Origin of the sequence: Streptomyces sp. NPDC092045, from assembly GCF_044756005.1 — a bacterium.
Lineage (GTDB): Bacteria > Actinomycetota > Actinomycetes > Streptomycetales > Streptomycetaceae > Streptomyces.
The window spans coordinates 190064-204492 of sequence record NZ_JBIVSC010000003.1 but is presented as its reverse complement, the minus strand read 5'-3'; the positions used below and the strand labels follow the sequence as shown (position 1 = coordinate 204492).

Sequence of the window (14429 nt, the reverse complement as noted above, 5' to 3'; positions counted from 1 at the left end):
CTCAACGCCAGGGCTCCTCTTCCGTGCTCGCCAGGATCTCCGCCAGGTGCAGGGGACGCAGCGGCGCCTCCCGTCTGCTCGCCATGCCGCCCAGGTGCAGCAGACAGGAGTTGTCCGCGCCGCACAACACCTCCGCGCCCGTCGACAGCGCGTTCGCGAGCTTGTCGGCGCCCATGGCGGCCGAGACGTCGGGGTTCTTCACCGCGAAGGTGCCGCCGAAGCCGCAGCACTCCTCCGCGCCCGGCAGCTCCACCAGGTCCAGGCCCCTCACCGCCTCCAGGAGCCGCCGGGGCCGCTCCCCGAGCCCGAGCAGGCGCAGGCCGTGACAGGAGGGGTGGTACGTCACCCGGTGCGGGAAGTACGCGCCCACGTCCGTCACGCCGAGCACGTCCACCAGGAACTCCGTCAGCTCGTACGCGCGCGGCGCGAGCTCCGCCGCTCCCGGCACCTCCGCGCCGAACGCCCCGTAGTGGTGCCGGACCATGGCCGCGCACGAACCGGACGGGACGACGACGTGCTCGTACCCCTCGAAGGCGCGCACCGTGCGCCGCACGAGGGGCACGGTCTCCCCGCGGTAGCCGGTGTTGAACTGCGGCTGCCCGCAGCAGGTCTGCGCGGCCGGGAAGTCGACCTCCACGCCGAGCCGTTCGAGCAGCCGGACCGTGGCCACGCCCGTCGCGGGGAAGACGGCGTCGTTGACGCAGGTGACGAAGAGGGCGACACGCATGGCGGATTCCTCGGGGACGGCTCGGCGCGGGGTCGGACGCGGTCCGTAGTCTGGCAGGGGACGCGGCCGGACGCCCGGCCGACGCCCCGCGCGACCCCGTGGACGCCCGCCCGTCCGCCGATGCCCGTACATCCGCTGACGGCCGTGCGTCCACCGGTGCCCGTACGGCCACCGACGGTCCCCGCCCACGGCCGCCGACGTCCCGCCTGCCTACCGGCGCACCCCGAGCAGGTGCTCCAGGGCCAGCTGGTCGAGGCGCTCGAAGGCCATCGAGCGCCCGGCCGCCGCGTCCGCGTCGAACGTCTCGTACGCCGTGGGGTCGGCGAGCAGCCCGGCGAGGCCGTCGGCGGCCGTGGGCACGGCGAGTCGGGGCAGCCGGGAGGCGTCGAGCGCCGCCACGACGTCCGGGTCGGCGCGGAAGGCCGCCGCACGCTCCTTCAGGATCAGGTAGTTGCGCATGCAGTTCCCCGCGGACTCCCACACCCCGTCGAAGCCGTCCGTGCGCACCGGCTTGAAGTCGAAGTGGCGCGGCCCCTCGTACCCGGCCGTCTCCAGGAGGTCCACCAGCCAGAACGCCTGGCGCAGGTCGCCCGCCCCGAAGCGGAAGTCCTGGTCGTACTTGATGCCCGACTGCCCGTTGAGGTCGATGTGGAACAGCTTGCCCGCCCACAGCGCCTGCGCGATGCCGTGCGGGAAGTTGAGCCCCGCCATCTGCTCGTGTCCGGTCTCCGGGTTCACCCCGACGAGCTCCGGGCGCTCCAGGCGCTCGATGAAGGCGAGCGCGTGCCCGATCGTGGGCAGCAGGATGTCGCCGCGCGGCTCGTTCGGCTTGGGCTCGATCGCGAAGCGCAGGTCGTAGCCCTGCTCGGTGACGTACTGGCCGAGCAGGTCGAAGGCCTCCTTCATCCGGTCCAGCGCGACCCGCACGTCCTTCGCCGCGCCGGACTCGGCGCCCTCCCGGCCGCCCCACGCCACGTAGACGCCGGCGCCGAGCTCGGCGGCGAGGTCGATGTTGCGGAGCGTCTTGCGCAGGGCGAAGCGGCGCACGTCCCGGTCGTTGGCGGTGAACGCGCCGTCCTTGAAGACGGGGTGGGCGAAGAGGTTCGTGGTGGCCATCGGCACCGCGAGCCCCGTGCGGTCCAGGGCGTCCCGGAAGCGCTTCACGACCGCGTCGCGCTCGGCCTCCGGCGCGCCGAAGGGGATCAGGTCGTCGTCGTGGAAGGTGACGCCGTACGCGCCGAGCCCGGCGAGCCGCTCGACGGCCTCCACGGGGTCGAGGGCGGGGCGCGTGGCCTCGCCGAAGGGGTCGCGGCCCTGCCATCCGACGGTCCAGAGACCGAAGGTGAAGCGGTCCGCGGGGGTGGGGGAGAAGCGCTCCGGCATGCGGTGTCCTTCTTTCGTGCGCCGGGGGCCGTGCTCCGTGAGCGGCGGGCCCGTGCCGTGCGCGCGGGGGCCGTCCGGCGGCCGGGTACTGGCCACCGGATTTGTTTTCTGAGATAACTAATACGGGACGGGGCGCCGCCGCGCCAGACCCGCGCCAGACCCGCCCCGGAACGAACCTCCGGAACGAACCCTCGGGGCGAACCGGAACGAACCCCAGGACGCTCCTCGGTGCCACCCACCGGGAGACGAGACCGAGACGAGGTGAGGGCGTGCCCGCGAGCCGCTCCGTCGTGATCGGCGTGGACAGCTCCACGCAGTCCGCCAAGGCCGCCGCCGTCGACGCCGACACCGGCGAACTCCTCGCCGTCGGCCGCGCCCCGCACACCGTCACCGGGGCCGGCGGTGCGCGCGAGAGCGACCCGGAGGAGTGGTGGACGGCGCTCGTCACCGCCGTCCGCTCGGCCGTACGGGACGCGGGCGTCCCCGCCGGAGTCGTCACCGGCATCGCCGTCGCGGGCCAGCAGCACGGCCTCGTCGCCCTCGGCCCCGGCGGGCGGCCCCTGCGGCCCGCGCTGCTCTGGAACGACACCCGCTCCGCACCCCAGGCCGCCGCGCTCGCCGCCCGCCTCGGCGGCCCGGAGGCCTGGCGGGACCGCACCGGCTCCGTTCCCGTCGCCTCCATGACCGCCGCCAAGTGGCAGTGGCTGCGCGAGCACGAGCCCCGGCGGGCCGACGCCGTCACCGGCGTCCGCCTCCCGCACGACCACCTCACCGAGCGCCTCTCGGGAACCGCCGCGACCGACCCCGGGGACGCCTCCGGAACCTGCTGGTACGGGACCGCCACCGGCGCCTACGACCGGGAGGTCCTCGACCTCGTCGGCCTCGACCCCGCCCTGCTGCCCGCCCTCGCCCCCACCGGCGCCACCCGCGTCGGCACCCTCGCTCCGGCGGCGGCCGGGGCCCTCGGCCTGCCCCGCACGGTCACCGTCGCCGCCGGGACCGGGGACAACATGGCCGCCGCGGTCGGGCTCGGCCTCGGCGGCGCGGGCCTGCTCGACCACCCCGTCGTCAGCCTCGGCACCTCCGGCACGGTCTTCGCCGCGACCCGCGTCCGCCCCGCCGCCCCCGGACTCGCCGGCTTCGCCGCCACCGACGGCACGTACCTCCCGCTCGGCTGCACGCTCAACTGCACCCTCGCCGTCGACCGGTTCGCCGCCCTCCTGGGCCTGGACCGGGAGGACGCCGTGCCCGGCGGCGGGGTCGTCGTCCTGCCCTACCTCGACGGCGAACGCACCCCCGACCTCCCGCACGCCGCCGGACTCGTCACCGGCCTCCGGCACGGCACGGACCCCCGGGCGGTCCTCGGCGCCGCCTACGAGGGCGCCGCCTTCACCGTCCTGCGCGCCCTCGACGGACTCCTCGCCGCCTGCGGCCTCGACCCGGCCGCGCCGGACGCGCGGGACCGGCCGCTGCGCCTGATCGGAGGCGGCGCGCGCGGCCGGACCTGGACCGACACCGTCCGCAGACTCTCCGGCCGCCCCCTGGTCGTCCCCGCGGCCGGTGAGCCGGTCGCCCTCGGCGCGGCCGCCCTCGCGGCGGGCGCGGTCACCGGCTCCGACCCCGTCGCCCTGGCCACCGCCTGGGGCACGGGCGCCGGCGAGGTCCTGCCCCCGCTGCCCCGCGACGAGGAGGCCTGGGACCGGATCGCCGCAATCCTGACGGCCGCGGCGCCGACCCCGCTGATGGACCACCGGGGCGCGGGAGCGGAACGGGCATGATCCACTCCGCCGCCGCACCCTGATCCGGCCGTGATCTCCGGGTTACCCTGCCGGTAACCACGGGGAGGCGCACATGATCGCTCTGTTCATGCTGTTCGGGGTCGTCGTCGGCGCGGGGGTGCTGGCGTTCGTCGTCGTGCACCGCCGGGGCGGAAGCAGGACGGACACGGCCGAGGGCCTGCTCCAGGAGCAGGAGGCCCGGCGCCGGGCCCGGGTCGACCGGATCTCCTTCAACTCCTGGGCCGTCCACAACTCCCTGCCCACCATCAGCGACGCCTACCACCGCCGGGGCGGCAACCGGCCGTAGGGGGTGTCTTGTCGATCGGGCCGGATCGGTCACCGGGCGCCGCGAGCCCGGCATGATCGCCGAGACACCCCCCAGGGCCCGTCCGGCGGGTCAGGGGCGGGGCCGCGACGCCCGTCGGCCGGGACCTCCGGCACACGACCCGGCGCCCCGGCACGGCGGCGGAGGCCCGTCGCGTCCACCGCTGCTCTCCGGTCCGGTGCGCGGTCCGCGCCTCGCCCTCCGCGAAGCCCCGGCGCGACGGGTCCGGCACCGGGGAGCCGTACGGAGCTGGGAACACGGCACCGGACGCCGTTGCCGTGCGAACGAAACGGGCGACTAGGCTCTCGCTCACCATGAACCAGCCCACGGAACCCAAGGCCGACAAGTCGGGAGTGCGACGGCACAACCTGAGCCTCGTCCTGCGGAGCGTCCACGAGGCGGGCGAGACCACCCGGGCCGCCGTCGCGGCCCGCGTCGGACTCACCCGGCCCGCCGTCTCCTCCCTCGTCGAGCAGCTCCTCGACCTCGGCCTCCTCGTCGAGTCGGGCAAGACCTTCAGCGGGCAGGCGGGACGGCCGGGCACCGTCCTGAAACCGGCCGACACCGGCCCCGCCGGACTCGGCGTCGAGATCAACGTCGACTACGTCACCGCCTGCGTCGCCGACCTGACCGGCACCGACCGCGTCCGCCGCACCGAGCGCCTCGACAACCGCGCGGCCGACGCCGGCGAGGTCCTCGCCGGCGCCGCCCGCATCGCCGCCGGGGCCCTGGACGAAGCGGCCGGCCTCGGCCTCCTCCCGGCGGGGGCCGGGCTCGCCCTGCCCGGCCTGGTCTCCGGCGGGACCGTCCGGCAGGCCCCCAACCTCGGCTGGAACGAGGTCCCCGCCGAACGCCTCTTCGCCGAGGCCCTCACCGCCCTGCGCCCCGCCACCACCGGCCTCCCCGTCGCCTCCGACAACGAGGCGAACTCGGCGGCCCTCGCCGAGCTGTGGTTCGGCTCCCTCGGCGAGGTGCGCACCTTCCTGCACCTGACGGGGGAGATCGGCGTCGGCGGCGCGATCGTCGTCCACGGCGAACTCCTGCGCGGCGCGCACGGGTTCGCGGGCGAGATCGGGCACCTGGCCGTCGACGCCGAGGGCCCCCGCTGCCGCTGCGGCTCGCGCGGCTGCCTGGAGCAGTACGCGGGACAGGCGGCCCTCCTCGCCTCGGCCGGGGCGGCCGGCGTCCCCGACCTGGCGCGCCGCGCCGGAGCGGGGGAGCCGCGCGCCCTCGCCGCCCTCGCGGAGGCGGGCCGCATGCTCGGCCGCGCCCTGTCGGGGGCCGTGAACCTCCTGGACCCCGAGGCGGTCGTCCTGGGCGGCATCTACCCGCGCCTGATGCCCTGGCTGGCGCCCGCCCTGACGGAGGAGCTCGCCGGCCGCGTCGTCTCCGGCCTCTGGACCCCGGACGCGGGCCGCCTGCGCCCGGCCTCCGCCGCCGCGGACGCGGCCCGGGGCGCGGCGGCCCTGGTCCTGCGCGACGTCCTGGCCGACCCGCTGGCCCACGCCGCGGCGGCGGGCGACCGGGGGCGTGAGCGGGCCGGCGGCCGCCCCGGGGGCGTTGTCAGTGGTCGCCCCTAACGTTCTCCCCATGACGACGACTTACCTGGAGCTGTCGCAGGACGGCGGCGGTGCCCACAAGTTCTACGAAGTGACCGTCGAGGACCTCGCGGTGTCGGTCCGCTACGGCCGGATCGGCACGGACGGGCAGACGCAGCGCTCCGCGTTCCCGACCGCGGAGAAGGCCCGGGCCGCCGCCGCGAAGAAGATAGGGGAGAAGGTCCGCAAGGGCTACGCCCCCGCGGTGCGCGGAGCGCGCGCCGCCCGCCCGGTGACGCGCCGCGCGGTGACCTCGGCGCCCTCCACCGCGCGGGCCGTCGCCCCGGTGCTCTGGCGCTTCCGGACGGGCTCGGCGGCCTTCGGCATCCACGTCGACGAGGAGCGCTGCTGGGTGGGCAACCAGGCGGGGGACGTCTTCACGCTCGACCGCACCGGCGAGGTCCAGGCCCGCTTCAGCCTGCCGGACGGCGTCAAGTGCCTGGTCGCCGACGACTTCTGGATCTACGCGGGCTGCGACGACGGCAAGGTGTACGACCTGTCGTCCAAGCTCCCCTTCGCCGCGTACGACATCGCCACTGACGTCGACATCTTCTGGCTCGACATCCACGAGGGCGTCCTGCACGTCGCCGACCGCTCGGGCCGGCTCACCGTCATCGACCACGAGGACGAGCACCAGTGGGCGCGCGGCGGCCAGGGCGAGCACGCCTGGATGGTCCGCGCCGACGGCGACGCCGTCTACTACGGGGACACGCGCGGCGTCGCGGCCCACGCGCCGGACGGCGGCGGCGAGCTGTGGCACACGGCCACCGACGGCGCGGTCCTCTTCGGCTGGCAGGAGGACACCGCGGTCTACGCGGGCACGGGCCGCAGGAAGGTGCAGCGGCTCGCGAAGAAGGACGGGCGCGTGGAGGCGGTGTACTCCTGCGACAGCGCGGTGTACTCCTGCGCCACCTCGCCCGGCGGCCGGTTCGTCTTCGCGGGCGACTCGTCCTCCTCCGTCTACTGCTTCGCGGAGGACGGCACCCGGCTGTGGAAGCTCGGCACGGGCGGCGGCTCGGCGCTCTCCATGCAGTACCGGGACGAGCGGCTCTACCTGGTGACCACCGACGGCTCGCTGGTCTGCGTGGACGCGAGCGAGGCCGCGATCACGGCCGCCCAGGCGGGCACGGTCCCGGTCGCCCGGGACGTCAAGCTGGCCGCCGCGATGCCGGTGTACGAGCCCGCCACGACCGCCACGGCCGTGACCGTGGTCAGCGACGCCCCGGCCGGCGCGGTGGTCGTGGAGTGTGTCGGCGAGTCGGGCAGGACCCGGGTGCGGGTCGTCTCGGGGGGCTACGACTCCTCGTGGAACGTGCAGTTCCCGCGCGCGATCCGCGAGCCCGGCGCGCGCTACGTGGTCGACGCCCTGCACCCCGCCGCGGGCGGCTTCTACCGGGTCCGCGGCGACATCCGGCGGCTGCGGTGACCGTGTGGGGAGGCGGCGACGGGGGCGGCGCCGGCGTCTTCGAGGCGGCCACGGGCGACGGCCCGCCCCTGCCCCCGGCCGACGCCGAGCAGCGCTCCCGGGAGGTCCGGGCGGCCCTCGACGGTCTGCTCCGGATCAGGGGGCTGACGGGGGAGCGGGGCGGGGACCCGAAGGCCGTGCCCGCCGACTGGGAGCGCCGCCAGCCGGTCCGGGCGGTGGCCCTGGCCCTGGAGTCCGGCGGCATCACGCCCTCGTCCGTGGACGCCGCCGGGGCGCGGAGCTCCACCGGCTACCGGGTCGCCGCGGGGGAGCGGCCCGGCACGGCCGTGGTCGAGTGGTCGGGACCGCCGGGCGCGGGCGCCGCGCGGGAGGAGGCGGAGGCGCTCGGCGCGTGCGTCCCCGTCCTGGCCCGGCTCGGCTGGGACGCCCTGCTCTACAAGGGGCCGCGCGGCCGGCGCTTCCTGGAGGTGGAGCCGATGGGGGCCTGAGCCCCGGGGGCTCAGGCGATCGAGGCGGAGACGATCGCCGAGACCGCGACGTTGCAGGAGGCCGTCACCCAGACCGCCGGGTGCGGCTCGGGGTCGACGAGGGTGGCGCCCAGCTTCCCCGGCGTGACCAGGTCGACGACGAAGAAGGCCACCGCCATCATCACCAGGCCGAGGAGGCCGAACGCGGCGGTCGAGACGAGGCCCTTGCCGAAGTCGTCGTACGTCGTCCAGATCGAGGTGAAGACGATGCCGCCGATGCCGAGGAGCGCCGAGCTCAGCAGGACGGCGGCGTTGCGGTTGCGGTCCTCCCAGATCTGCCGCCCGAGCCTGCCGGGGGTCAGTACGTCCACGAGCACGATGCCGAGGATCAGCAGGACCACGCCGAGGGCGCCGTAGGCACTGGTCCGGCCGAGGCCGTTGACGATGTCGCTCATGGGATGCGGGCTCCGGAGGGTTCGCGATCGCGGGGATCGGACGGTCGGGGACCGGCAAAATGTAGCGCACGCGTCAACGACGACCGCCGTCCGCCCGGGGACCGGACGGACGGCGGAGGACGGCGATCGGGCAGGTGGGCCCCGGTCAGGCTCCCGGCGGCAGGCTCCTGGCGCGCGAGCGGACCTGGAGGGCCGTGACGATCTCGACGGCGCCGACGGCGACCAGCCAGATGCCGCCGAGGAGCGTGAGCACCGCCGCCGACTCCAGCGGGGACACGATCAGCACCACCCCGGCCAGCCCGCTGACGACGCCGAGGAAGACCTGCCAGCCGCGGGCCGGCATCGCCGGGTCGGAGGCCGCCGCCACGGTCTGGGTGATGCCCCGGAAGAGCCAGCCGATGCCGATCCAGAGCGCGAGCAGCAGGATCGACTGCATGGCGCCCCGGAAGCAGAGCAGGCCGAGCAGGATCGAGAGGGCGCCGCTGATGAAGGCCATGACCCGCAGCGCGGTGCTCACATGGGTGCCGAAGGCGGCCACCAGCTGCATCACACCGCTGAACAGCAGGTACAGGCCGAAGAGCACGCCGGCCACGACCAGCGAGGCACCGGGCCAGACCAGGACGAGGACGCCGAGGACCAGCGCCACGAGACCGGCGAGGAGCAGGGCCTGCCAGGCGGCGCCCGCCAGCACGCCGAGGGGCCCGGGCGGTGCGTCCCGGTCCTGGGGCCGTTCGTGGGACCGGTCGTGAGTCTGTGTCATGGGACGGAAACCGTTCTGTTCGCGGGGAGGGATCGTTCGCGGGAGGGGCCGTTCACGAGGAAGGCCGTTCGCGGGGAGGACTGACTGTTCGCGCAGAGGGCCGTGCGCGGGGCGGGGTCAGAGGGGGGTGGCGTAGCCGCTGAGGAAGAGCGCCTCCGCCAGCGCCATGTGCTCGATCTCCGAGGGGTCCACGCTCTCGTTGGGCGCGTGGATGAGGCAGCCCGGCTCCTCGACGCCGATGAGCGCGATCTCGGCGTCCGGGAAGTGCGCGGCGAGCACGTTGCACAGCGGGATCGATCCGCCCTGCCCCGCCTGCACCATGTCCTTCCCGTACGCCTCGCGGAACGCCGTCGCCAGGGCCCGGTAGGCGGGGCCGTCGGTGCGCGCCCGGAAGGGCTGGCCCGCGCTCTCCGGCTCCACCTCCACCCGGGCGCCCCAGGGGGCGGCCGAGGTCAGGTGGTCGGTCAGGGCGCGCAGGGCGTCGTCCGCGTCGATCCCCGGCGGCACCCGCAGGCTGACCCTGGCCCGTACCTTCGCCTGCACCGCCGCCGAGGAGCCCACGACCGGCGGGCAGTCGATGCCGAGGACGGTGACGGCCGGCCGGGCCCACAGCTCGTCGGCGACCGACCCCGTACCGACGAGGGAGACCCCGTCCAGGACGCCGGCGTCGGAGCGGAACTGCTCGGCCGGGTAGTCGACGCCCTGCCAGGAGCCGTCGCCCGCGAGCCCCTTGACCGCCGTGTTGCCGTGCTCGTCGCGGAGGCCGTCGAGCATCCGGACGAGCGCGGCCAGCGCGTCGGGCGCGGGCCCGCCGAACATGCCGGAGTGCATCTCCCCCTTCAGGGTGGAGACGGTCACCACGACGTTGGTGAGCCCGCGCAGCGAGGTGGTCGCGGTGGGCAGACCGAGCGCGAAGTTGCCGGTGTCGCAGATCAGCAGGGCGTCGGCGGCGAACAGGTCCGGCTGGAGCGGGACGAGCTTCTCCAGACCGGCCGTTCCCTGCTCCTCCGAGCCCTCCGCCACGAACTTGAGGTTGACGGGGAAGCCCCGCCCCTCCGGCCCGCCGAGCGCGCGCAGCGCCGTCAGGTGCATGGCGATGTTGCCCTTGCAGTCGGCGGCGCCGCGGCCGTACCAGCGCCCTTCGCGCTCGGTGAGTTCGAAGGGCGGGGTGCGCCAGGCGGCGTCGTCCAGCGGCGGCTGCACGTCGTAGTGGCAGTACAGCAGGACGGTGGGCGCCCCCTCGGGGCCCGGCGCGTGCCCCACGACCGCGTCCGTGCCGTCCGGGGTCGTCACCCGCCGCATGTCCCTGAGCCCGGCCTCGGTGAAGGCCCGGACGAGGAAGTCGGCGGCCTTCGCGCACTCCTCGGGCGGAAACTGGCGCGGGTCGGCGACGGAGCGCATCGCCACCAGCTCGGTCAGGTCCTCCTTCGCCCGGGGCATCAGGGCCCGGACCTTCTCCCGCAGGGCTGCGGTCTCGGTGGACTCGGCGGTCATGCGCACCCACTTCCCTCGGGCCGCTTCCGGGGGCGCGGCTCGCGAAGGTCCCGGGACGGCGACAGCCCTCCCACTAAAGCAACAGCGGACAAAAGCCGCAAAAGGGTACTCGTACGGAGTACGGATCCGGGGCTCGGACGGCGGGAGTCCCGGCGGACGCGGACAGTGGACGGCGTACGCGCCCCTTCCCGCACCTGGAGAACCCCATGTCCCACCCCAACCGACGCGACCTCGGACTGCTCGTGCTCAGGGTCGGCACCGGCGCCGTGCTCGCCGCGCACGGCACGCAGAAGCTCTTCGGCTGGTTCGGCGGCGGGGGCGTCGAGGGCACGAGCGGGGCGATGGAGGCCATGGGCTTCTCACCGGGCCGGCAGAGCGCGATCGCCGCCGGTCTCGGCGAGGCGGGCGGCGGCGCCCTCCTCGCCCTCGGCCTCGCCACCCCGGCCGCCGGGGCCGCCGCGGCCGGCGCCATGGCCGGCGCCGTCTCGGTGCACGCCCCGGCCGGCTTCTTCGCCCAGGGCGGCGGCTACGAGTACCCGGCCTTCCTCGGCTTCACCGCCGCCGCGATCGGCGTCACCGGCGCCGGGCGGTACTCCCTGGACCACCTCACCGGACACGTCCTCGACCGGCCCTGGGTGGTGGCCGTCGCCTTCCTCGGCACCGCGCTCGCGGCCGCCGCCGTCGTCGGCCGCCGCGCCCAGGACCGGGCCGCCCCGGAGCCGGACCCCGAGCAGTCCTAGGGCGTGTGTCGAAAGTAGCGCCGTCTGCCCGGAGGGCAGGCGGGACTTTCGACACACGCCCCAGGAGGCGTCTTGCCGATCGGGCCGGATCAGGCACCGGACACCGCGCGCCCGGCACGATCGACGAGGCGCTCCCCGGGGCCCGCCGGGGACCCGCACGCGTTCGCCGCGCGGGGGAGTTAGGCTCGCCGGAGAGGAAGGGACGGGCGCCGCGACATGAAGATCGATCTGACGGACACCAATTCCAGCAAGATCAACAAAGCGATCCTCAAGGGACGCAGGGACGTCGGCACCCCGGCCGTCGGCGCCGTGCTCACCCTCGTCGTCGTCACCGACGAGGAGAACGCCTACGACGCCGTCAAGGCCGCCAACGAGGCCTCCCGGGAGCACCCCTCCCGCATCCTCGTGGTCATCAAGCGCCACGCGCGCGCCCCCCGCGAGCGGCACGAGACCCGGCTCGACGCCGAGGTGCGGCTCGGCAGCGACGCCGGTTCGGGCGAGACGGTCGTGCTCCGGCTCCACGGCGAACTCTGCGCCCGTGCCGAGTCGGTGGTCCTGCCCCTGCTCCTGCCGGACGCGCCCGTCGTGGTCTGGTGGCCCGTCGACGCGCCGGAGGTCCCCTCCAAGGACCCGCTCGGCTCGCTCGCCCAGCGCCGCATCACCGACGCGTACGCGGTGGAGGACCCGCTCGCCGTCCTGGAGGCCCGCGCCGCCTCCTACGCCCCCGGCGACACGGACCTCGCCTGGACACGGCTCACCCCCTGGCGCTCGATGCTGGCCGCCGCGCTCGACCAGGCGCCGCTCGCCGTCACCTCCGCCGCCGTGGAGAGCGAGGCGGAGAACCCCAGCGCCGAACTCCTCGCCCGCTGGTTCGAGGTCCGCCTCGGCGTCCCCGTCGACCGGGTCGTCACCGACGGTCCCGTGATCACCGGCGTCCGCATGGGCACCCCGGACGGCGAGATCCTCATCGACCGGCCCGAGGGCCCGGTCGCCCGCCTCGCCATCCCCGGCCAGCCCCACCGCGTCCTCGCCCTCAAGGTCCGCTCCACCGCGGAGCTGATCGCCGAGGAACTGCGCCGCCTCGACCCCGACGAGGCCTACGAGAGCGCTTTGCGCGGGAGGGCCTGAACCCGGGCGCGCCTGAACCCGGGCGGGGCCGGCCTCGAGCGGGCCCGACCCGGACCGGTCCGAACCCGAGCGGGCCTGAACGCCCGGCGGCCGCCCCCGGCCGTCGGCGCGGAGACCTCCCGGCGGGTCAGCCCCGGTACGTGACCGCCGTGACCAGCAGTCCGCCGGCCACCAGCCACCGGCCGGTGAACTCCGAGGGCCCGGGGCCCCGCAGCAGCGCCGCCCGGAACGAACCCGCCGGATCGAAGGTGACGTCCGCCTCCTCGAAGGCGAGCCGCGTCCGCGTCAGCGGGAACCACGCCTTGTAGACGCTCTCCTTCGCGCTGAACAGCAGCCGGTCCCAGTGGACGTACGGACGCGAGCGCACGAGGCCGTCGACGCGGCGGAGCTCGGCGGGCCGCGCGATCGCCGCCAGTACGCCCGGCGGCAGGCCCCGGTGCGGTTCCGCGTCGATGCCGACGGACAGCACCTCCGGCGCCCGCCGCGCGACGGCCGCCGCACGGTAGCCGTCGCAGTGGGTCATGCTGCCCACCACCCGCTCCGGCCAGCGCGGCGCGCCCTGCTCGCCCGGCAGCAGGGGCGCGGGGGCGACGCCCAGCCCGGCGAGGGCGCGCCGGGCGCACAGCCGCACCGTGGTGAACTCGCGCCGGCGGCCCTCCGAGGCCCGGCGGAGCAGCGCCTCCTCGGCGGGGAACAGCGGCGCGTCCGGCGGGTCGCCGTACGCCTCCGCCGACGCCACCCCCGGCGGCAGCAGCAGCTCGATCACGTCGTCGTACCGAACGGGCGGGAGGGAGAGGGCCCGGCGGCGGGGCGCCCCGCGGCCCCCGTCGTTCCGGTCGCCTCCGTCATACCGGTGATCCCGGTCATCCAGGTCGTCCCGGTCGGGAAACGGCCCGGGGCGCCGCGCGGCGCGGTCGGCCGCCCGGGCGCGGCCGTGGATCCGATGGCTGTCACCCGCCCAGGCTCGGCGGCCCCGCTGAAGCGCCGCTGAAGGCACCTCACCCGGCCGCGGTGGTTCAGGGCTGCTTTAGAACCCCGACCTAGCGTCCCGACGCAAGCCGGACGGAAGACCGGACGGAACGAGAGAGAGGACGCCACGTGGTGGACCCGGACCGTACGGTGCGTGTTCTGTCGGCGGGGACCGCACTGCCAGGCTCCCCCATCGACACCGAGGCGCTGGCCGGGCGCTTCGGAATGGACCGGCTCTGGCAGCAGTGGGTCGACGCGTTCATCGGCACCCGCACCCGCCATCTCGCCCTCGACCTCGCGACGGGCGAACCCCGCGAGTCGCTCGCCGACCTCGCCACGGCCGCCGCCGCGACCGCGCTCGACCGCGCCGGGCTGTCCCCGGACGACGTCGACCTCGTGGTCCTCGGCACCGCGACCCCCGACACCCTGATGCCGGCGACCGTCAACGTCGTCGCCGACCGGCTCCGCATCGACGGCATCCCGACCTTCCAGCTCCAGTCCGGCTGCTCGGGCGCCGTGCAGACCTTCGACGTGGCGACCTCGCTGCTCGTCGCCGGCCGCCACCGCACGGCCCTCGTCATCGGCGGCGACGTCATCGCCAAGCACTACGACGTGACCGCGGACCTCGGCGCCCTGCCGCCCGGGGAGCTCGTCAACTACGTGCTCTTCGGCGACGGCGCCGGCGCGGCCGTCCTCACCACCGCGCCCGGCCACGACGACGCCCCGGCCGTCCGCACCGTCCTGACCCGGCTCTCCGGCCTGGACCGGGAACCGGGCCAGGTGCTCCGCTGGTACGGGCTCGCCGACCGCGACAGCCCCCAGCCACCCGCCGGCGAGGACTACAAGGCCATCGAGGAACTGGTCCCCGAACTCGCCGCCGACGTGGCCGACGAGATCCTCGACGACCTCGGCTGGGAACGGGAGGACGTCGCCTACCTGCTGCCCCCGCAGCTCTCCGTCACCATGACCGACCGGATCGTGAAACGGCTCGACTTCCCGCTGGCCGAGGAGATCAGCTGCGTCGGCGAGACCGGCAACAACGGCAACGCCCTGCTCTTCTTCCAGCTGGAGCGGCTGCTCGGCGCGATGGACACCCCGTCGCGGGCCGTCGCCGTGGCCATCGAGTCCAGCAAGTGGATCCGCTCGGGCCTCGCCCTGGAACTGAACGGGAGCACCTGA

Annotated in this window: 14 protein-coding genes; 8 read left to right on the top strand and 6 right to left on the bottom strand. The window is 75.5% G+C overall.

The genetic code is table 11. The annotated features are described in order from the left end of the window. Position 1: 1 nt before the first annotated feature. Both ACIQKA_RS11070 and xylA read right to left on the bottom strand, forming a co-directional pair. Entirely contained in the window at positions 2-727 is a 726-nt protein-coding gene (locus tag ACIQKA_RS11070) for a (Fe-S)-binding protein (RefSeq protein ID WP_383435034.1), read from the bottom strand. A 210-nt stretch (positions 728-937) separates the two neighbouring features. Beyond that, a complete protein-coding gene (gene xylA / locus ACIQKA_RS11065; protein WP_383158407.1) occupies positions 938-2110 on the bottom strand; it encodes a xylose isomerase in 1173 nt (390 codons plus the stop codon). A 269-nt stretch (positions 2111-2379) separates the two neighbouring features. Between xylA and xylB the strand changes: the two genes are divergently transcribed. The 5 genes from xylB to ACIQKA_RS11040 all read left to right on the top strand — a co-directional run bounded on the left by xylB (position 2380) and on the right by ACIQKA_RS11040 (position 7725). Next, positions 2380-3888 (top strand): xylulokinase, encoded by a 1509-nt coding sequence (xylB, locus tag ACIQKA_RS11060; RefSeq protein ID WP_402540718.1) that lies wholly within the window; start codon positions 2380-2382, stop codon positions 3886-3888. A 73-nt stretch (positions 3889-3961) separates the two neighbouring features. Then, positions 3962-4195 carry a hypothetical protein gene (locus tag ACIQKA_RS11055; RefSeq protein WP_402540717.1) on the top strand — a complete coding sequence of 78 codons (234 nt, stop codon included), beginning with the start codon at positions 3962-3964 and terminating at the stop codon, positions 4193-4195. Between the two features lie 332 nt (positions 4196-4527). Next, on the top strand, positions 4528-5793 hold the full coding sequence (locus tag ACIQKA_RS11050) for an ROK family protein (protein WP_383158414.1): 1266 nt from the start codon (positions 4528-4530) through the stop codon (positions 5791-5793). 10 nt (positions 5794-5803) lie between these two features. Continuing rightward, entirely contained in the window at positions 5804-7237 is a 1434-nt protein-coding gene (locus ACIQKA_RS11045) for a WGR domain-containing protein (RefSeq protein WP_383158417.1), read from the top strand. Beyond that, the gene (locus tag ACIQKA_RS11040) at positions 7234-7725 is read left to right on the top strand and encodes a hypothetical protein (RefSeq protein WP_402540715.1); all 492 of its coding nucleotides are present in this window, start codon (positions 7234-7236) and stop codon (positions 7723-7725) included. Before ACIQKA_RS11045 ends, ACIQKA_RS11040 begins: the two co-directional genes overlap by 4 nt. A gap of 11 nt (positions 7726-7736) precedes the next feature. On the opposite strand, the gene ACIQKA_RS11035 is transcribed toward ACIQKA_RS11040, so the two are convergent. From ACIQKA_RS11035 to ACIQKA_RS11025, 3 genes are all read right to left on the bottom strand, one after another. Next, a complete protein-coding gene (locus tag ACIQKA_RS11035; protein WP_383158422.1) occupies positions 7737-8159 on the bottom strand; it encodes a DUF350 domain-containing protein in 423 nt (140 codons plus the stop codon). A 145-nt stretch (positions 8160-8304) separates the two neighbouring features. Then, positions 8305-8919 (bottom strand): DUF308 domain-containing protein, encoded by a 615-nt coding sequence (locus ACIQKA_RS11030; protein ID WP_391096985.1) that lies wholly within the window; start codon positions 8917-8919, stop codon positions 8305-8307. A gap of 117 nt (positions 8920-9036) precedes the next feature. Next, complete coding sequence (locus ACIQKA_RS11025; protein WP_383158427.1) at positions 9037-10413, bottom strand: dipeptidase; 1377 nt, start codon at positions 10411-10413, stop codon at positions 9037-9039. 206 nt (positions 10414-10619) lie between these two features. Here ACIQKA_RS11025 and ACIQKA_RS11020 point away from each other — a divergent pair, with 206 nt between their 5' ends. Together ACIQKA_RS11020 and opcA are read left to right on the top strand one after the other, a co-directional pair. Beyond that, a complete protein-coding gene (locus ACIQKA_RS11020; RefSeq protein WP_383158430.1) occupies positions 10620-11153 on the top strand; it encodes a DoxX family protein in 534 nt (177 codons plus the stop codon). 216 nt (positions 11154-11369) lie between these two features. Next, on the top strand, positions 11370-12281 hold the full coding sequence (opcA, locus tag ACIQKA_RS11015; protein ID WP_383158431.1) for a glucose-6-phosphate dehydrogenase assembly protein OpcA: 912 nt from the start codon (positions 11370-11372) through the stop codon (positions 12279-12281). 127 nt (positions 12282-12408) lie between these two features. Here opcA and ACIQKA_RS11010 read toward each other — a convergent pair whose 3' ends face one another. Beyond that, positions 12409-13047: a 4'-phosphopantetheinyl transferase gene (locus ACIQKA_RS11010; RefSeq protein WP_383158434.1), complete on the bottom strand. Its 639-nt coding sequence runs from the start codon at positions 13045-13047 to the stop codon at positions 12409-12411. A 332-nt stretch (positions 13048-13379) separates the two neighbouring features. Between ACIQKA_RS11010 and ACIQKA_RS11005 the strand changes: the two genes are divergently transcribed. Then, positions 13380-14429, top strand: a complete 1050-nt coding sequence (locus tag ACIQKA_RS11005; protein WP_402540713.1) for a 3-oxoacyl-ACP synthase III family protein — start codon at positions 13380-13382, stop codon at positions 14427-14429.